Consider the following 19,651-nt stretch of genomic DNA (forward strand, 5'->3'; position numbering starts at 1 on the left):
ATCAAAATCTATTCTAAATCACTAGCCATAGGGGAACAAGTATTCTTTACATGAACATTCTTTTCTGCTAAGCTTACTTTCTGATGAGTGGAAACAATTTGGGCGAAAAAATAGTCATTAATCAATGCCCGCTCGTTCTCCAATTTGGCCGTCATCATTTCGTCCAAACAATCCAGTTGGGAAATAAGCAATTGAAATTTATTCATAACATTCCTCCTTTTTATGTGTTTATTCCATGCATGGAGGAAAAAACCTTTCAGCCTGTCAAAACTAGACAACGTTAGATAAAAGAACAATTTTTTCGATAATTTTTTATGTTAAACTAATTACTAGATTTGGATATTATTTTTTTAGAGGGTGATTGATGATGCTGAAGTATCCGAACGGCAAACCTTATAAGCCGAAAAATCAAACACCGGAGCAGGTCGGCACTGGCAAAGTGAAAGATTTTTCTTTTGGAAATAGGGGGAAAACCCTTGAAGAAGAAATCAATGAAACGAATGCATACTATTTAAGCAGGCAAATCGCAATCGTCCATAAGAAACCTGTTCCCATCCAAATCGTCAAAGTAGAGTACCCGAAAAGGAGTGCCGCGGTCATCCGGGAAGCTTATTTCCGCACTCCATCAACAACGGATTATAATGGTGTTTGGAACGGCTATTATATCGATTTCGAAGCAAAAGAAACGGAAAGCAAAACTTCTTTCCCGTTGAAAAATGTACATGAACATCAAATCACCCATATGAAAAACGTCGTTGATCAACAAGGGATCGCATTTACCATTGTAAGATTTTCGAAACTGGGTCGATATTTCTTACTTCCATTTTCAGTATTATATGAATCATGGTGCCATATGAAAAAAGGCGGAAGAAAGTCGATACCATTGGAAACCTTTGAATCAAAGAGCTATGAAATCATTCCAGGCTACAATCCTAGAATTGATTATATAAGCATAATAAAGAAATTTATAATTAACAAAGAATGTTAGTTTAATGAAGCGAGGCGATAGCATTGAGCGAAAATCGACGTTCTCGGTCTGAATTAAGAAAAATGCGAGAATCTCAACAAAAAAGAAAGAAAAAACCGATGAAGAAATGGCTTAAATGGGGGATCATAACCATTCTGACACTGTTTCTGGCAGGAGCCGTTTTTGGAGCCGGGCTGTTCATTTATTACGCAAGTTCAGCGCCGGAACTGAACGAGGATCTTTTAAAAGATCCAATTTCAGCGGAATTTTACGATATGAACGGGGAGCTTTTTGCAACCATCGGGGTTGAAAACCGAAAATATGTTGAATATGATGAAATCCCGCAAGAAATGGTCGACGCGATTCTGGCAACAGAAGACGCAAGATTTTTCGATCATTTTGGAATCGACGTGTTCCGCCTCGGTAAAGCCGTAATGGCAAACTTGACCGGGGGATTCGGATCACAGGGTGCCAGTACAATCACCCAACAGGTCGTGAAAAACTCTTTCTTAAGCAATGAAAAAACATTGAAACGGAAAGCGCAGGAAGCATGGCTTGCCATTCAGCTTGAACGCATGTACAGCAAAGAAGAAATCTTTGAAATGTATTTCAACAAAGTACTAATTTCCGGAAACATTTATGGGTTTGCAACAGGTGCCGAATATTTCTTCGGCAAAGATCTGGATGAATTGGAATTGGACGAAATTGCCCTGCTTGCAGGTATGCCGCAAAGTCCGAACAACTATAATCCGTTCAAAAATCCTGATCGGGCCCAAAAACGCCGTGATATCGTATTAAATTTGATGGTTCAGCACGGCAAAATCACGGAAGCGGAAGCGGAAGAAGCGAAAAAAGTCGATGTAACATCACGCCTACTTCCTGAAGAACAAAGAAAAGGCGTTGCCGGCACAAAATATGACGCCTTTTTGGACATTGTGTTAAATGAGATTGAAGCGAAGGATCCGAGCCTATTATCAGAAGGGATCAAAGTGTATACAACGCTCGATCCGAAAGCGCAATCTGTCGTTGAAAACATCATGAACTCTGACAGCAATTTCCCGACAGAAACCATCCAATCAGGGATTGCAGTCGTTGACACAAAAACCGGTGCATTAAGAGCGGTCGGCGGCGGACGCAATTACGGGGCGGGCCGTGGCTATAACTATGCCGACGATGCCAAAAGACAGCCTGGTTCCACAATGAAGCCTCTTGTGGCATACGGCCCTGCCATCGAATATTTGAAATGGTCCACCGGAAAAACGATTGTGGATGAACCGTACAAGTATTCCAATGGAAAAGCGTTTGGAAACTGGGACGGAAAATATTTTGGTACGATTACCGTAAGAGAAGCGTTATATGCTTCCCGAAACATTCCTGCAGTCAAAACGTTGCAGGAAGTAGGAACAAACAAAGCAAAAGATTTCATTTCTAAATTAGGTATTGATGCTGAAAACGTGTATGAATCTGATGCCATCGGCGGTGGTGGCATCCATCTTTCGCCTATTCAATTGGCAAGCGCCTATGCTGCCTTTGGCAATAACGGCGTTTATAACAAACCGCATACAATCAAAGAAATTGTTTTCCGTGACGGTTCTAAAATTACAAATAAAGCAGAACCGGTTGTGGCGATGAACGACTATACAGCTTATATGATTACGGATATGCTCCGCGATGTGGTCAGCTCAAAACCGAATGCTACCGGTACAGCTGCACGGGTCTCCGGATTGGACATTGCCGGAAAAACGGGTACAACAAACTATGATTCCGATGAATTCAGAACATACAACTTGCCAAGCACAGCAGTGCCGGATTCGTGGTTTGTCGGTTATTCAACGAATTATTCCATTGCCATCTGGAGCGGCTATGAAAAACGGAAAGATCCGATTACCACTTGGGATGAACGCCGTCTTCCACAAGTATTGTTCAGCAAAATCATGAGCCAAATTTCGGAAGGAAAAGAAACGAAACGGTTTACAAAACCAAGTTCCGTTGTGGAAGCGACCATTGAAGTCGGCACAGAACCGTTGAAATTGGCAAGCGAACATACACCAAGCGATAAAAGAAGAACAGAGCTGTTTGTCCGTGGTACTGAACCGACAGAAGTTTCCGATGAATATAAAGAGGAAGACATCGGGGCACCATTTAACTTACAAGCAGTCAATCACACACCTGGATTGGTCGATTTGACATGGGATTACACAGTTCCGGAAGATTACGAAGACGCTAATGTTCAATTTGAAGTGTCGATGACATCTGAAGATGGCAAATCTACGATCGTGACGACCACTGCGGATAAGCGTGCAACCGTATCTGGCATTGAAGCCGGAAAAACATATACATTCACCGTTGTGGCAATCATTGATGATGTGCGGAGTTCACCTGCTTCCGTAACGATTAAGATTGACGGCGGTGTTGAAGAGCCGGATGTGGAATCACCGGATGGAGCGGATGAACCATCCCCACCAAATAACAACAACGGCAACGGAAATCAAGGAAAACCTGGCGGAAACAATAATGGTGGCAATAACGGAAACAATGGTGGAAACAATGGTGGAAACAATGGTGGAAACAATGGCGGAAACAATAATGGAAACCATCCGAATCCAGGCAACGGAAACGGCAACAACAATAATCAAAATGATGGAAATAATCAGGGAGTGAATCCTCCAGCCGAGCCGGCACCACCTACCCAAACCCAATAAAATAAACGGACTTTTTTGAAACCAAAAACAGAGGCAAGTGGAATCATCTTTGTTCCGCTTGCCTTTTTCTTTTGCCCATTCCATCTATGGCTATAGCAACCGACTGATTGAAATGATATTGCAATCTACTTTCTGACAAAGCAAATAACGGTGCAAATGTCATATTGATATGATTTTGGGAACGCTTTTATTGAATCTTCTGTTCATTCCCGCTTTTATCCATTTTTTCTAATAAAGAAACAATCTGCTTATTTTGCTCCAACAATAAATCAATGTTTTTCTTGATCTTGAAAATCAGATTGAAAAAAAGATAGGCGACAGCCAACAATATCAGGTACGGAATAAGTGCAGATAAAAAAGCGATATGGCCCATGGAAACATCTCCTCATAATTTTACAACTTTACCATCATTTTACCAAAATAAACCATTAAAAATAATGAAAAAAAGTACAACCACCATTGGCTGTACTCCTATTTCTGCACCCTTAACCGCGCAAACCGCTTTTTCACTTCCTTGAATAATTCATCCAGTTGCACATAACAGGCATATTGCCCCGGTCTAGATTTGATGAATTGGAACCGCTCCATTCCGTTTAAAGGCATTCCTTCGTATTCTTCATGCACCAACAGTTCTTCGACATCCGTATCCGAAGTGTTTACCATCAGCTCTTCAAAAAGGGCAATACCCTGCTCCATTAAATTTTTCGCTTTTTTGCTATCGCGCTCATCATGGGCAGCATAAATTTCTTTCGATAGGTTTTCCCATTGTTCAAAATAAGGTTCGATTCGGTCCTTTTGAATGGCTTCTTTTCTTACGCGAATCATTGTTTGATCAGCCCTTTTTTCAGCCGTTTTTGCCCTTCCCTGCACAGATCAAGCAATGGGCATTGGTGGCATTGGGGATTTTGAGCTTTGCAATGATATCTTCCGAAGAAAATTAATTGATGATGGGTTTTGGACCATCTTTCCTTCGGCGTCTTTTTCATCAACGTTTCTTCCACTTCCAATACGCTGTCCTTCCATCTGCACAAGCCGAGACGCTTTGTGACTCTTTCCACATGGGTATCGACCGCGATGGCAGGAATTCCAAAAGCCACAGACATGACAACATTGGCCGTTTTCCTTCCGACCCCTGGCAAAGAAGTCAATTCTTCCCTCGTTTTTGGAACTTCCCCGTTAAATTCTGTTATCAACTTCTCACACAGTTTTTGAATGTTCTTTGCTTTATTCCGGTAAAGCCCGATGGAACGGATATCCTGCTGCAATTCCTCCAAAGGTACCGATAAATAATCTTCCGGTGTTTTATATTTTTGGAATAAATCTTTTGTCACTTTATTGACCAATTGATCCGTACATTGAGCAGATAGCAGCGTTGCGATCAATAATTCGAATGGATTGCTATGTACCAGCTCGCAATGGGCATCCGGGAACATGTTGTCCATTTCTTCCAAACAATGTTCCCACTGTTTTATTGTCAGCATTCTATCTCCCCTATTCTCTTTCATCTAACCAATTGTAAAATGGCACTTTTTTATGATGATCCGTTGTGAATGGTTTAGGTGGAATGGAAGGGGAACTCTGTTTTGCGAATTGTTCCCTTTGCTTTTCGACTTGCTGAATGGTCCGGATGTTTTTCTTTTTCCATTCAAACAAAATGCGGTCGATATAACGCAAAGACAGCTTTCCCGCAAGCACGGCTTCTTTTAATGCTTCTCGAATGATGGCCGGGGAGTGGTTGTCCTGATCCAACCAGGAAGAAATCGTTTCTATTTCCATCGGTGAAAGCAAACGGCCAAATTCCTGTTCAAAAAGCGTGAAGATTTCCCCTTCTTCTTTTTTCTGATTTTCTTCCTCTAGATTCATCGTTTGTAGATCGATGAGATCCAAAATCCGCTCCCATAATGGGCATAATGTAATTTTTTCATATAGTTTCCCGTTCGCGTCAACCCCGCTGGTGATTTCGATTATGCCCTTTTTCACAAGCCGCCCCAGCTTCTCGGAAATTTCTTCTACCGAAAAGTGCATTCTTTCGGCCAAAGCGTTTGGCGTTGGAAAATGGATGTTTTCGGAATGAAAAGCGATCAAATGCAATAATAACATGGCATCTTCATCTGAGATTCCCAATTTTTTGTAATAACGAAAAAAAAGTTCAGGGATGCCCACATGTTTTTGCTCAATCCACTTACGGAGCCGATCATTCTGTTGTTTCATTTCCCTGACTCCTTTCATTAGAAAGTAAGCGCCCGTAAAAAACGGACGCTATAAGTGAAAACAAATATTATTGTTGCCAACGATCTTTTACGAATTTTTCGATGCGGCTCACTGCTTCTTCCAATAAATCCAAAGAAGTGGCATAACTGATGCGGATATTGGAAGGGGCACCGAAACCGGAACCAGGGATCACCGCAACATTCGCTTCAGTTAAAAGCGCGCTTGCAAAATCATCCACCGATGCAAATCCCGTTTTCGCCGCTGCCTCGCTCACATCCGGCAATAAATAGAAAGCACCTTGAGGTTTTACCACTTTAAATCCAGGGATGGCGCTCAATTTTGGATAAATGATTTCCAAACGGGATTCGAAAGCTTTTCTCATTTCTTCCACCGAATCTTGCGGACCATTGTAGGCTTCAATCGCCGCATATTGGGAAGCTGTCGTCGGATTGGAAGTTGAGTGGGATGCCAAGTCGGTCATCGCTTTAATAATATCTGCATCTCCGGCCGCATATCCGATTCTCCAACCTGTCATTGAATGGGATTTTGAAACACCGTTAATGACAATGGTTTTCGCTTTTACTTCTTCGGAAAGTTGCGCGATGGAATAATGTTCCGCACCATTGTAAACAAGTTTCTCGTAAATTTCATCCGAAATGATCAAAATATTGTGCTCGAGCGCCACTTTCGCGATTTCTTCCAATTCTTCGCGTGTGTAAATCATTCCCGTTGGATTGCTTGGGGAGTTGATGATCACCGCTTTTGTTTTATCCGTAATGGCGTTTTTCAGTTGTTCCGGTGTTATTTTATAATTTCTTTCACTCGTTGTTTCGATAAAGACTGGAACACCGCCGGCAAGTTTGACTTGTTCAGTATAAGAAACCCAATAAGGAATTGGAATAATGACTTCATCGCCATCATTAATAATCACTTGGAATAAAGTGTAAAGAACATGCTTTGCTCCAACACCTACAATAATTTCATTCGGTTGATATTCCAATTGGTTATCACGTTTAAACTTTTCGATGATCGCTTGTTTTAAAGCCGGAAGACCACCGGAAGGAGTATATTTTGTGTATCCTTTTTGCATTGAATCGATAGCTGCATCGATGATGTTTTGCGGCGTATTAAAATCCGGTTCACCCGCTCCAAGTCCAATCACGTCGATGCCTTGCGCTTTCATTTCTTTCGCTTTTGCCGTAATTGCTAAAGTTGACGAAGGTGTTAAAGTTTTTACACGATTGGCCAAAAATTCTTTCATTCCTAATCGACTCCTCTATAAATTCAAAATGCGTTTCCACCATTGTCCATCTTCAAACAAAATATAGACATAATTGAGTTTGTCCGATTTGTTGATATAGGCAATTTCCCAAACGGCCCCCGGTTCCTCATAGCCTAATTTTGTATGAAGCACTTCTTTGACATCTTTTTTATCTATGTGCGATATCGCCTCTTCCTCTGAAATGCCTTCGTCCAACCGAACGATTTGTATCGATTTTTCATCCAACGTGATCGGTACAAAAACGGCTTTTTCAACCCCTTCTTCATCAACCCCAAAAACGGTGACATACGGCTTATTTCCATTGTAGACATAAGCGTCATCAGCCGTTTTGATCGAGTCTGATGAGATTGCCAATTCCACCGCCTGCTTTTCAATTTTCGTGAATGGACTCGATGCTTCCCAGAGGACTAAAACAGATATTCCAATAGTTAATATTAACACAAAACTAATGATAAAAATAATCCAATTTTTCATTTGAACACCTTGTTTTTTGTCAAGTTTTATCGTTGTTTATCTGCTGTTCTTCCTCACGTTAGTTATTATACCAATGTTGCAAATCTTTCACCATATGTTGAAGCGGGAGTTTTTCAATTTTGATGTCCGGAAGGGCTTTGATAAATTCCTTCCCGTATGATTTCGTTTCAATCCGTCGATCCAACACGATCAATGCCCCCCGATCTTTCGATGAGCGGATGAGCCTTCCAAAACCTTGTTTGAATCTTAAAATCGCTTCGGGCAATGACAAATCCGTAAAAGCGTTCTGCCCTTTTGCTTTTAATAACGCCGCTTTGGCTTTAAAAGTCGGTTCATCCGGTGATGAGAAAGGAAGCCTTACAATAATGACGGCGCTCAACTCCTCACCGGGAACATCGACTCCTTCCCAAAAGCTGTTTGTGCCGAACAATACGGAACGCTGAAACTTTTGGAAAGATTTTAATAACCGCATTCGGCTGCCCCCTGTAACCCCCTGGGCAAAGAGTAAATAATCATTTAATAATTCCGCTTCCTGGATCAGTTCCACCGTCCGCTTTAACATTTCCTGGGAGGTGAACAATACAAAACAGCGGCCTTCGACGGATTGGACAATTTGAGTGACAGCCGCTGCCACCGATTCAATATACTCCGACTGCGGAACTCCTTGAATATCCGGCATATCCGTTGCAATATAAACTTTTGCGCCGGCGTAATAGTTTTGGGGGGCTTCCAATTTCAAAACAGGAACATCGTCTGAGATCCCCAAGTCCTTTGCGATAAAACGTTCATTATTGGGAATGGTGAGTGTCCCCGAAGTCCAGACAATGCCGGCATTTTTTCGTAATGACTGAGACATGCGTACAATCGCTTCTTTGATTTCGATCGGCTTTCTATAAATGCGTACGCTTCCCGGAACATGTCTTTTATCAAATTCAATCCAAACGGCATGCCGATGATTATCCACAAAAAAGATTTGATCCCATTCCGCCAATTTCATTTTCCATTCACGAATCCAATAATCCCATCGCTCCAGTAGCAGCCTGCTTTCCTTTGATAATTCTTCCCCATGATGACGAAAATGGTTTGACGCTTGTTCCGCCAAATCGATCCAACTTTGCAAAGCGCTCGACACTTCTTTTAATAAAGGTTTTTTTAATGATAACTCTTTCAAGAATGCCGTATGCCGATATTCCAAAAAAGGCTGTCTCCGATCTTTCATCGAGTGGACAAGGTCTTCCATCACTTGCTCAAACCGTTCCAATGTTATTTGAAAATATTTTTCTAATTGAATGAATAGCTGCTTTGAAAATCTTCCTGTTTGCATTGCTGCCACTTGGAATTTATGAAATAACCCATTTTCCGATGCATGTCCAATTTGTCCAAAATAATATTTCCATTGAGCATAAGAAAAAACCACTTGCTGGCGATGAATCGCCGCATGGATGAACTGATGCGCCTCATCGATGATCCATCCGTCAATCGATTGAAAAATTGGCTCAAGGCGCTCCAAATCGGCCAATAACATTGCATGGTTTGTCACAATAATATCGGATTTTTCGCTTTCCGCCAGTGCTCTTTCATAAAAATCATAGGGATTGTCATTTCGGCGCACTTTGCGGATTTTATCAATCAACAGCTGTCCTCCGCCGGAGAGATTCAATTCACTCAAGTCCCCCGTTTCGGTTTTGGAAAGCCAAACAAGAATTTGCATAAGCGTCAATGTTTCATCATAGGAATGCTCCTCTTGTTCGAGCAGCTGTTCAAATAATTCAATATCGATATAATTTTGCATCCCTTTGAGGAGGGAGGCATGGATTTTCATTCCAAAAACCTTTTCCATTTTCGGAATTTCTTTATATAAAATTTGTTCCAGCAAAAAAGAGGTGTACGTGCTGATGCAAACTTTCTTTCCTTGCTGCTTGGCATAAATGAAGGAAGGCAATAAATATCCCAGGGTTTTCCCTACCCCGGTGGAAGCCTCGATCATGATTTCATTTTTTTGCTGGAGCGTATCCCAAATGGCATCCATCATCTGAAACTGGCCCTGCCGCTCTTCGAAATGGGGAAATTGCTTGGATAGAAGCGCCGTTTTTTCCTGATCGGAATGCGGATATGCCGAAGTTAATTCATCGTAATCAGCGGTAGGCTCTTTCTTTTTTAATGCCAGCTGGTTGTAAAAAATAAATCCATCCTCATCCTCAACTGATTTCCGCTTGATTTGCAATGCATGAAACAATAAATGGGAAATGTTCGATTTTAACTTGAATGAATGTTTATGCAATTGTTCAATTGTATGGATGGGCAATGCCAAAATTTCTTCCCAGCATTTTTTTAAGAGCAGTGCCGTCGCCATTGCGTCATCATCCGCACGATGGGCATGGTTGAGCGGAATCTTCAAATCGCTTGCAAGATCTCCCAATTTAAAGCCTAGCGCCGTTGGAAATACAATTTTTGACAGTTCCAACGTGTCGATTTTCTTTCCCTTCCATTTCGGGAACCCTGACCGTTCCAGTTCCGCCTGCAAAAAAGATAAATCAAAGTCCGCGTTATGGGCAACAAATATCCCATCCCGCAACAGGCCATAAATGACTTCCGCATGGGATTCAAAAGGCAAAGCGTCTTTGATTTCTTCTTCGGAAATATTCGTTAAATCCTGAATAAAAAAGGGAATGGATCGTTTCGGATCTATAAAGGTCGTGAAAGTCTCTTCCACTTCCCAATTTTTCATGATCACCATTGAAATTTGGATGATCCGATCCCCCGCTTTTGGGGAATGGCCGGTTGTTTCCAAATCCACAATGACAAATTTTTGGTTTTCCATTTGTTTCTCAACTCACAATTTCCATAGTATAAGCTATAAGCGAATTTTAACATAGATATAAAAAATGCGAAAAGGTTTCAAATAACCTTTTCGCCCTGCCCATCCGGAGATTAAATATGAATCCCCCTCCAAAAAACCGTTCTGGCAGCATCTCCAATCACTTCGCTTTTTGTAGGATGCGGGAAAATAATTTTCCCCAAATCCTCCGCCGTTCCACCGGCCACTTTTACTGCAAGCATGGAATTCAGGATTTCCGTTGCACCATCCCCTACGACACATGCACCTAAAATGCGGCTGTCCTTTTTGCTGGAAATAAATTTAATAAACCCGTCCGAATTGCCTTCCATTAAGGCTTTCGGATTTGATTTAAACGGAAGTTTCGTCACAATTGCCTCTTCGGGATTCACCTCATCCTCCATGACCCCGAATGTGGCGATTTCCGGTGTGGAATAAACACATCGTGGAATCGCCGATTGATCGATCGGTTCCGGTTTGTTCCCCAAGATCGCTTCAATGGCATGGATGCCTTCCGCGCTTGCCGCATGGGCCAATTGATAGCCTCCAATAATATCGCCGATTGCATACACATGCGGCATGCTTGTCTGATAATATTCATTGACTTTAATGTAGCGCCCATCCATTTCCAACCCGAGCGCTTCCGCAATTTCCACATTCGGTCTTCTGCCGGTCGCAAATAATAAGTTTTCGTATGTATAAACACCTCTTGAAGTCACAATTTCATTTCCGCGAATTTCTTCAAAATCAAAATCCAGAACAAGTTCCACTCCCAGATCATACAATTTTTGACGGATAATGGGCCGCGCATCCGGCTCTTCCGTCTGCAAAATATCCCGGCTTTGGTTCAAAATTGTCACTTTCGTACCTAATGGCGCCAAGCTGAAAGCCATTTCGATGGAAATGACTCCGCCGCCAATGATCGTTAATTGCTTCGGCAGTTCCTTAATATGGAAAATTGTATCGGTTGTGTGGTAATCGGCCGTCTCAAGCCCTTTAAAAGGAGGCACGAACGGTCTGCTGCCAGTCGCCAATATGATGTTCTCCGCTTCAAACGTTTCTTCATTTACTTTCACCGTTAAATCCTTTGAAACTTCCCCTTTGCCTTCATAAAAAGTGATGGTGTTGTTTCCGATATACCGGTGAATATCTTCCAATAATTGTTGAATAATGACATCTTTCCGCTTCATCAGCTTTGGAAAATCGATGTCAATTGAACCCGCCGTAATGCCCCACTCTTGTCCAAGCTTCATTTTCTGGACGAGTTTCGAATGCTCGATCATGATTTTTGATGGAATACAACCTAAATTAAAGCAGGCTCCACCCACTTTTCCTTTCTCCACCAAAGCAACGTTGAGGCCGCTTCTTGCCGCATAAATGGCCGCCACATATCCGCCCGCACCGGCTCCGATAATTGCAACATCAAATTTTTTCATTTCATCACCTCATTTAAAAATTACGTATTGTCAAAAATTACTTAATAAAACTTACGTTTTTGTTGATATAACTAGTTTTATATAAAAAAAACTTGCCACCCCCTTAAAATTAGGGTATTTATGAGGTAACCACACACTCAAAAATCCCTAATAAAGGAAGTGACAAGTTGTTACCTCAATTATTAACCTATTTGCTTGAATATATCAAGTACCAAGATCAAATGATTCGAACATTACTTACCCTTCTGATTGGAAAAAACATGTTTGATAAGCCAACTGAAAAGCCTGTCAATAAGCCTTATCAAAAACTCCAGGTGGATGAGCTGCCAATCATTGAAACTCTACAAAAGCTCGATTATCAAATTCTTCTCAAAGAATATTTGGAGAAGAACGGGAAACCTCTCAAACCTGTTCAGAGGCGTTCCAATTCAAAAGGTAAAGTACCTTCATCCATGAAATGTCCAAGGTGTGGTGCTCCGTCAGATTATCTTTATGCCAATAACGGAGGTAAAGGACAGTATCAATGCAAGGTGTGTGCGTGTCTGTTTAATAAAAAGAATCAATATGCCAAGGAGGCTATACTAAAATGTCCACACTGTTCGAAAACACTCGAGAAGATCAAGGAAAGAAAAGATTTTCTCGTATTTAAGTGCAAAAACAATGACTGTCCGTATTACAAAAAGAAACTGCAAGGAATGTCTAAAAAAGAGAAAAAGCAGTTCGAAAAGGATTCTCCGTCTTTTAAAGTTCGATACATATTTCGTCAGTTTCAAATTGATTATCAGCCGTTAGCCAAACATTCACCTAAGAAGCCAAAAGTGGATTTGTCCAGGCTTCATGTGTCACCGCACACATTGGGGCTCATTTTAACCTACCATGTAAACTATGGCTTATCGGCTCGGAAAACAGCTGCACTGATGAAGGATGTTCATGGCGTACCCATCTCTCACCAGAGTATATTGAATTACGAAAACAGCGTAGCACTTCTTCTCAAACCTTATGTGGATCATTATCCTTACGAGCTTTCTGATCAATTCTGCGGAGACGAAACATACATTAAGGTGAATGGTCGTTGGCATTATCTTTTTTTCTTTTTTGATGCGGTAAAGAAAATTATTCTGTCCTACCCTGTTTCTCCAAATCGTGATACGGTATCAGCCATTCGTGCGATTGATGAGGCCTTATGGAAGATGAAAGAGATCCCGGAAGACCTCACCTTTGTCGTAGATGGCAATCCGATTTACCTTTTAGCACAACACTTTTTTGCCCAGCACGGTATTACGTTTGATGTGAAGCAGGTCATTGGACTAACCAACGAAGACCAGGTTTCAACGGAATACAGACCGCTAAAACAAATTATTGAAAGACTGAATCGAACATTTAAGGGCAATTACAGATCGACACACGGATTTGGATCCGATCACGGATCCGTTTCTTATGTGACTTTGTTTGTGGCTTATTTTAATTTCTTGCGGCCACATTCAGCCCTGGAAGGCAAAGTGCCTGTAGTTATTCCAGAGCTAAAAGGACTGCCGAATATGCCTGCACGTTGGACAAAACTGATTGGTTTAGCTCAACAATGGCTAGTAGAGCAAACTGCCTAACTTTTTGTTTAGCAGAGCCCTTACCAGCATCGGCGAAGCGAACTCTTGACAAACCGAACCAGTCAATGGTTTAAAATGGGAATTGGCAAGGGCTTCTTTGGTGTGCCTTCTTTTTGTTCCCTTCGCCCTTGTTGGTTCGAAATCAAACCATTGACGTGTTTGTCAAGAGCGATTGCGGCGGCATTTCCTCTAGTTTCGCTAGATCACATCCCTCCAAAACTAAGTTTTCATAGATTTTTTGACACTACCAAAAATTAACATTCATAAAATTGTGAATCAATCTAATTCTGTTGCGGATTTTATTAACCATCATTTCCCCATTACAATGGATCATTTTCAGAAATAATATTCAACGGTACAGAAATAAAAAAAGCAAATTGGAATATGGACTTTCCAATTTGCTCCTGATTGCCCTATGTCCGGTTTTCATCTTTGCCATTGACCGGTCGCTTATAGCACTGTTGCCTCAGGTTCATAATGGATGATTTCTTTGATTCTATTGCCTTCCCCCATAATCGCAACAGTCGGTTTGTGATCGGCAAGTTTTTCCTGCTCCACATAAGCGTAAGAAATAATGATGACAATATCCCCCTCCTGAACGAGGCGTGCAGCGGCACCGTTGACGCAAATCACGCCGCTTCCACGTTCACCGGGGATGATATATGTTTCAAATCGCGCACCGTTGTTGTTATTCACCACTTGTACTTTTTCGTTTGGAAGCATGCCGACAGCATCCAACAGATCCGCATCAATCGTAATGGAACCCACATAATTTAAATTCGCTTCCGTTACTTGTGCACGATGAATTTTGGCGTTCATCATTTCTCTAAACATTTTAAATTTCCCCTTTTTTTGAAAAGATAATATTGTCAATTAAACGAGTTTTTCCAATATACACTGCAGCAGCAAGCAACAATTGTTCCGTTGAGTCGTCCACCGGTGCCAAATCCGGATAGGACAATAATTCGACGTAATCGATCCGTCCACTTGTATTTTCCAAAATATAATCTTTCGCAGCCCGAACCGCTTTTTCAGCATCATTGGAAGATAGATATTCTTCTTTTGCAAGTTTTAATCCTTTATAAATAGCCGGCGCTTCTTTGCGTTCAGTTTCTGATAAATAGACGTTCCGGGATGATTTTGCAAGTCCGTCCTCTTCACGGACAATTGGAACTGTCCGGACTTCCAATGGGAAATTGTAATCCCGGACAAGCGTCGTCACTATGGCCACTTGTTGGGCATCTTTTTGGCCGAAATAGGCTCTTGTCGGTTCAGCAAGATGGAATAATTTCGTCACCACTTGCAACACCCCGTCAAAGTGGCCGGGTCTTGATGCACCACAAAGAATCGTCGCCTGTCTTCCTGCATGGATCCGGATGCCGCCATCTGTCGGATACATTTCTTCGGCAGAAGGGGCAAAAACGACATCCACCCCGACGGACTCCGCAATTTTTTTATCCCGCTCCAAATCTCTCGGATAAGATTCATAGTCTTCATTCGGACCAAACTGGGTAGGGTTTACGAAAATGCTCATAATGACAAAATCATTTTCTTCTCTTGCCGCTTTGGCAAGCGCCATATGCCCTTCATGAAGATAACCCATCGTTGGTACAAGCCCGATCGTTTTTCCCTCTGATTTTACGTTTTTAACGATAGATTTCAGTTCAGCAATTGTTTTTACAACTTCCATGAATTATTTGCCTCCATAAATCGAGAATAATTCTTCTTCTTTCATATTGAAACAATGTTCAGGTGCGGGGAATGAACCTTCTTTTACCGCTTTTGCATACCCTTCAATTCCCTTTTGAATCTGTTCTCCCGCATTGGCAAATTCTTTCGCAAACTTCGGAATACGGTGCTTTCCATATCTTAACAGATCATGGAACACAAGTACTTGTCCATCGGCTTCAGGACCTGCACCGATGCCGATTGTCGGAATCACCAATTTCTTGGAAACGATTTCAGTCAATTGGTGAGGGATGCATTCCAAAACGACGGCCATGGCCCCTGCTTCCTGGCAACGAAGGGCGTCTTCAATCAATTCTTGAGCTTGTTCAGCCGTTTTTCCTTGCACTTTATATCCTCCAAGCACACCAACCGATTGGGGTGTCAATCCCAGATGTGCTACAACCGGAATTCCTGCATGAACCAATTTTTTTATCACATAAAGCACTTCTCCGGCACCTTCGACTTTTAAAGCATCCGCGCCGGATTCCTGAATCATGCGAACGGCGGTTTTTAATGCTTCATTCGGATCGCCATGATAAGAACCGAAAGGCATATCCACCACCATAAACGTATCTTTTGCGCCGCGGCGGACCGCTTTTGCATGGTGAATCATATCGTCCACTGTCACTTGCACCGTGGAGTCGTATCCTAACACGACCATCCCCAAAGAGTCACCGACAAGGATCATATCGACTCCCGCTTCTTCCGCGTATTTGGCGGAAGGGCAGTCGTAAGCAGTGATCATGACAATTTTTTCACCATTCGCCTTCATTGTTAAAAAATCGCTTGTTGTTTTCACGAAGTTTCCTCCTTTGAAAATTCAGAGGAAGAAAACAAAAATATCCTTCTTCCAAAAATGGACAGAAGGATGGTGTATGTTCGCATGTTTCGAACTTGTTTTCTTCCGTCCCTGTCATAATCGATCAAGGCAGATTCCTTAATTTTATAGTTGCTTTTGGTACAGTTCAAAAAGATACTGTCCGTTGATGTAAGCAACTTAATAAAAAGATACAGAAAATTGACAGGTTTGTAAAGCGTTGAACCTTTGGAAAAGAAGGAAGTTGTTCGAAACACTTATTCATTTTGAATTTCAATATCCGCAGAGTAGACCTTTTTCACTTGGCCGTCATCCAAAAGAATTTCCAGCACCCCTTCATCGGTGATGCCGACCGCTTGTCCTTCGATGATCTCCCGGATGGTTGTGGCTTTGATCCGTTTGCCGATTGTGCCTGAATGTTCTTCCCACAATTTTTTGATCGACTTGAATCCATGGGCCACATATTCATCTGTATAATACTCCAAATTCTTTAAAATCTCCGCTACCAGTTGTGCCCGATCCACTTTTTGTTTTTCTTCAATGGCGATCGATGTGGCAATGGATTGGATGTCTTCAGGGAAATCGTCCAGTTCATGATTTGTGTTGATCCCTATTCCGATGAGCAAACCTTCCACCCGGTCCATTTCCGCAAGCATCTCCGTCAATATGCCGGCACATTTTTTCCCGTTGATTAAAATATCATTCGGCCATTTGATTACCGGCATAAAGTTTTTATATAGAGACTTCATTGCCAATACGACACTTACAGCTGCAACAAGTGTGAGCTGGGGGGCTTGGTGGGGAGGAATATTTGGACGGACAATGATTGTCATCCAAATGCCCTTCCCTTTTGCCGAATGCCAAGTTCGTTGCATTCTTCCCTTGCCGCCCGTTTGTTCTTCGGCGATGATCACGGTGCCGTCTTCCGCACCTTGTCTTGCCAACTGCTGGGCAACCGATTGGGTCGAGTCGATTTCTTCAAAGTAATGAATCGCATGGCCAAAACGTTTCGTATTTAAAAAAGAAGAAATTTTTGCCGCATCCACCCGATCTGGCACTTCAACCAACCGATACCCTTTTTTCTTGATGGTCACAAACTCATATCCCTCTTCTTGAAGGGTTTGCAAATGTTTCCATATGGCAGTGCGGGATATCCCCAATTCATCCGCAAGCTGTTGTCCTGAAATTGGCTCGCCTTTTGCTGAAAGAAAGCGTTGCAATATTTTATCTTTCATGGATAAATTCATTGTGGAACCATTCCTTTAATTGTTCTTCATCATTTTTTACTTGCCCTGTTAAAACTGCATACAGCGCTTTGTCCAGTGCTTCTTTTACCCAAGGTCCTCCCCTTTTCCCGGACCATTGCATGAGGAGATGGCCGTTCAATGCAAAATCGTCCATTGTTTGAATCGGCAAAAGCTTTTTCACTTTGGCAATATGATCCTTGGAAAAAGGAACGTCCTTGCCTTGCCAAACGGCAAAATCATAAGCAGTTTCCAGAATGGTCAAGTCATTTGAAAAATAATCATATTCGTCCCATCTGTTCAGAAACCGGTCATAGGCGTGAATCACTTTTTTCGCAAAGCTTTTTTCCTTGTTTGAGTATCTGTAAAATTCGATAATATCTTCCATTTCTTTACGGTTTAATAGGCAAAGATATGCCCATCCCACTTCAGGTTCTTTTGCCTGAAACGGTTTCCATGCCTCCAAATGTTCCGCAAAATTGCCCGGCAAATAAAGCGCCAAATTGCTTTCAACAAGCGCCTTGATTCCTAAATAGACATATTCCGCCACCCACATTTTCGATAGTTCCATGTGAATTCTTTCTTTGGCAATAAATTCAATTAAATCGCTATCTTTTTGGATGGCGTTCATTGTCGATTCCTCGATGGAGAAACCGAGTTGTGCCGTAAAGCGTACAGCCCGCAACATTCTCAAGGCATCTTCCCGGAATCTTGAATTGGCATCACCTACAGCCCGAATGATACCATTATTTAAATCTTCTTTTCCGCCGAATAGATCGATAATTTCGCCGTCTTTTGTATATGCCATCGCATTGATGGTGAAATCGCGCCGCTCCAGATCTTTTGGCAAGTCCCTCACAAATGTCACTTCTTCCGGTCTGCGGAAATCGGTATAGGTTCCGTCGGTGCGGTATGTGGTCACTTCTATGGGACTGCCTTCATCCAATACAATGACCGTTCCGTGCTGGATACCCACATCAACGGTGTTTCGAAAAATGTTTTTGATTTCCATTGGAAGGGCATTTGTCGCAACATCCACGTCATGGATTTTCCGTGCGAGCAAATGATCCCTTACCGCTCCTCCAACAATGACCGCTTCATAACCGGCCTTTTCAATTTTATCAATTACGCGTAATGCCACTTCCCAATCGTTTGATTGCTTCATACTTTCAATGCCGCCAATCGATAATATAATTCTTCATAATGATCGATAATCGGTTCGGCACTAAACTTCGTTTGCACCGTATGAATGGCGTTTTTCTTGAAATCAGCGTGTTTATTTTCATCCGACAATAATTCGATGGCATATTCTGCGGCCTGTTGAACATCGCCCAATTCGACAATATAACCATTGACGCCGTGTTCAATCACTTCCGGAATGCCGCCGACGTTTGTTCCAATGCCCGGCACGCCGCAGGCCATTGCCTCAAGCAGCACCAAACCAAAGGATTCTTTCTCAGACATTAATAGTTTTAAATCACTGATAGAGAATAGTTCTTCCACATTTTCCTGTTTTCCTAAGAATAAGATATCGTCTTTGTATGGTGATTCTTTCGCTTGAACCATCACCCGGTGCTGTTCAGGCCCGTCGCCGACAAGAAGCAATTTGGCCGGAATTTGACTGCGGATCCGAATGAATGTTTCAACGACGTCCGGCAGATTTTTTATTCTTCGGAAATTGGAGCAATGGATAATGACTTTTTCATCTTCCCCAATTCCGTATTGTTTTTTCAATAATGGAGCTTCTTCCAATGGTTTAAAGACGGATTCATCGACAAAATTATAGATTGTTTCGATTTCTTTATTCGGTTTGATAATTTCATATGTTTGTTCTTTTAATGCGTTGGATACTGCTGTCACTATGTCGGATTTTTCAATGCCAAACTTGATGGCTTGCGCGAGTGTTGAGTCTTGCCCTAAAACCGAAATGTCCGTTCCATGCAAAGTAGTCACAATTCCAATGTTTTCCCCGCACATATCACGGGCAAGCACTGCGCACACCGCATGTGGAATGGCGTAATGAACGTGCAATACATCCAAATTTTGATCCAAAATCACATCGGCCATTTTGCTTGCCAACGCAATATCATATGGCGGGTATTGGAATACGGAGTAGTTGTTCACCTCAACTTCATGGAAAAAGACATTCGGATAAATTTTTTTTAATCGAAAAGGCACACTGGATGTAATGAAATGGATTTCATGTCCGCGTTCCGCGAGCTTTTTTCCCAATTCCGTCGCCAACACTCCTGAACCGCCCACCGTTGGGTAACATGTAATACCAATCTTTAATTTTCTCACCGACACACGCCCTTTCAATTTAGAATGTTCAATCATTTATACCAACATA

Annotated in this window: 18 protein-coding genes; 3 read left to right on the top strand and 15 right to left on the bottom strand. The window is 42.0% G+C overall.

The genetic code is table 11. The annotated features are described in order from the left end of the window. Positions 1-8 precede the first annotated feature (8 nt). Positions 9-206 carry an endonuclease gene (locus NSS77_RS16125; protein ID WP_342469650.1) on the bottom strand — a complete coding sequence of 66 codons (198 nt, stop codon included), beginning with the start codon at positions 204-206 and terminating at the stop codon, positions 9-11. A gap of 158 nt (positions 207-364) precedes the next feature. Here NSS77_RS16125 and recU point away from each other — a divergent pair, with 158 nt between their 5' ends. Then, positions 365-988, top strand: a complete 624-nt coding sequence (gene recU, locus NSS77_RS16130; RefSeq protein WP_342469651.1) for a Holliday junction resolvase RecU — start codon at positions 365-367, stop codon at positions 986-988. A gap of 98 nt (positions 989-1,086) precedes the next feature. Further along, the gene (locus NSS77_RS16135; protein WP_342469652.1) at positions 1,087-3,669 is read left to right on the top strand and encodes a PBP1A family penicillin-binding protein; all 2,583 of its coding nucleotides are present in this window, start codon (positions 1,087-1,089) and stop codon (positions 3,667-3,669) included. A 187-nt stretch (positions 3,670-3,856) separates the two neighbouring features. On the opposite strand, the gene NSS77_RS16140 is transcribed toward NSS77_RS16135, so the two are convergent. The 8 genes from NSS77_RS16140 to lpdA form a co-directional block, all read right to left on the bottom strand. After that, entirely contained in the window at positions 3,857-4,042 is a 186-nt protein-coding gene (locus tag NSS77_RS16140; protein WP_342469653.1) for a hypothetical protein, read from the bottom strand. Between the two features lie 98 nt (positions 4,043-4,140). Next, positions 4,141-4,494: a YpoC family protein gene (locus NSS77_RS16145; protein WP_342469654.1), complete on the bottom strand. Its 354-nt coding sequence runs from the start codon at positions 4,492-4,494 to the stop codon at positions 4,141-4,143. Continuing rightward, positions 4,491-5,150: an endonuclease III gene (gene nth, locus NSS77_RS16150; protein WP_342469655.1), complete on the bottom strand. Its 660-nt coding sequence runs from the start codon at positions 5,148-5,150 to the stop codon at positions 4,491-4,493. Before nth ends, NSS77_RS16145 begins: the two co-directional genes overlap by 4 nt. Before the next feature lie 10 nt (positions 5,151-5,160). Further along, a complete protein-coding gene (locus tag NSS77_RS16155; protein ID WP_342469656.1) occupies positions 5,161-5,880 on the bottom strand; it encodes a DnaD domain-containing protein in 720 nt (239 codons plus the stop codon). A 67-nt stretch (positions 5,881-5,947) separates the two neighbouring features. Then, positions 5,948-7,141, bottom strand: coding sequence for a pyridoxal phosphate-dependent aminotransferase (locus tag NSS77_RS16160; RefSeq protein WP_342469657.1), 1,194 nt, complete (start codon positions 7,139-7,141; stop codon positions 5,948-5,950). 15 nt (positions 7,142-7,156) lie between these two features. Next, complete coding sequence (locus NSS77_RS16165) at positions 7,157-7,636, bottom strand: DUF5590 domain-containing protein (protein WP_342469658.1); 480 nt, start codon at positions 7,634-7,636, stop codon at positions 7,157-7,159. 58 nt (positions 7,637-7,694) lie between these two features. Continuing rightward, positions 7,695-10,457, bottom strand: coding sequence for an ATP-dependent DNA helicase DinG (gene dinG / locus NSS77_RS16170; protein WP_342469659.1), 2,763 nt, complete (start codon positions 10,455-10,457; stop codon positions 7,695-7,697). Positions 10,458-10,567: 110 nt separating this feature from the next. Further along, the gene (lpdA, locus tag NSS77_RS16175; protein ID WP_342469660.1) at positions 10,568-11,908 is read right to left on the bottom strand and encodes a dihydrolipoyl dehydrogenase; all 1,341 of its coding nucleotides are present in this window, start codon (positions 11,906-11,908) and stop codon (positions 10,568-10,570) included. Positions 11,909-12,075: 167 nt separating this feature from the next. On the opposite strand from lpdA, the gene NSS77_RS16180 reads away from it, so the two are divergent. After that, positions 12,076-13,512, top strand: coding sequence for a DDE-type integrase/transposase/recombinase (locus NSS77_RS16180; protein ID WP_340714312.1), 1,437 nt, complete (start codon positions 12,076-12,078; stop codon positions 13,510-13,512). A gap of 450 nt (positions 13,513-13,962) precedes the next feature. Here NSS77_RS16180 and panD read toward each other — a convergent pair whose 3' ends face one another. From panD to bshA, 6 genes are all read right to left on the bottom strand, one after another. Continuing rightward, positions 13,963-14,346 carry an aspartate 1-decarboxylase gene (gene panD, locus NSS77_RS16185; RefSeq protein WP_342469661.1) on the bottom strand — a complete coding sequence of 128 codons (384 nt, stop codon included), beginning with the start codon at positions 14,344-14,346 and terminating at the stop codon, positions 13,963-13,965. A 1-nt stretch (position 14,347) separates the two neighbouring features. Beyond that, the gene (gene panC / locus NSS77_RS16190; protein ID WP_342469662.1) at positions 14,348-15,202 is read right to left on the bottom strand and encodes a pantoate--beta-alanine ligase; all 855 of its coding nucleotides are present in this window, start codon (positions 15,200-15,202) and stop codon (positions 14,348-14,350) included. Positions 15,203-15,205: 3 nt separating this feature from the next. Next, entirely contained in the window at positions 15,206-16,039 is an 834-nt protein-coding gene (gene panB, locus NSS77_RS16195; protein WP_342469663.1) for a 3-methyl-2-oxobutanoate hydroxymethyltransferase, read from the bottom strand. A 275-nt stretch (positions 16,040-16,314) separates the two neighbouring features. Further along, a complete protein-coding gene (locus NSS77_RS16200; protein ID WP_342469664.1) occupies positions 16,315-17,304 on the bottom strand; it encodes a biotin--[acetyl-CoA-carboxylase] ligase in 990 nt (329 codons plus the stop codon). Next, on the bottom strand, positions 17,282-18,466 hold the full coding sequence (locus tag NSS77_RS16205; RefSeq protein WP_342469665.1) for a CCA tRNA nucleotidyltransferase: 1,185 nt from the start codon (positions 18,464-18,466) through the stop codon (positions 17,282-17,284). The genes NSS77_RS16200 and NSS77_RS16205 overlap by 23 nt, the downstream gene beginning before the upstream one ends. Continuing rightward, positions 18,463-19,602: an N-acetyl-alpha-D-glucosaminyl L-malate synthase BshA gene (gene bshA, locus NSS77_RS16210; RefSeq protein WP_342469666.1), complete on the bottom strand. Its 1,140-nt coding sequence runs from the start codon at positions 19,600-19,602 to the stop codon at positions 18,463-18,465. The genes NSS77_RS16205 and bshA overlap by 4 nt, the downstream gene beginning before the upstream one ends. Positions 19,603-19,651 lie beyond the last annotated feature (49 nt).

The sequence above is a fragment of the Ureibacillus sp. FSL K6-3587 genome (assembly GCF_038593165.1).
Taxonomy (GTDB): domain Bacteria; phylum Bacillota; class Bacilli; order Bacillales_A; family Planococcaceae; genus Ureibacillus; species Ureibacillus suwonensis.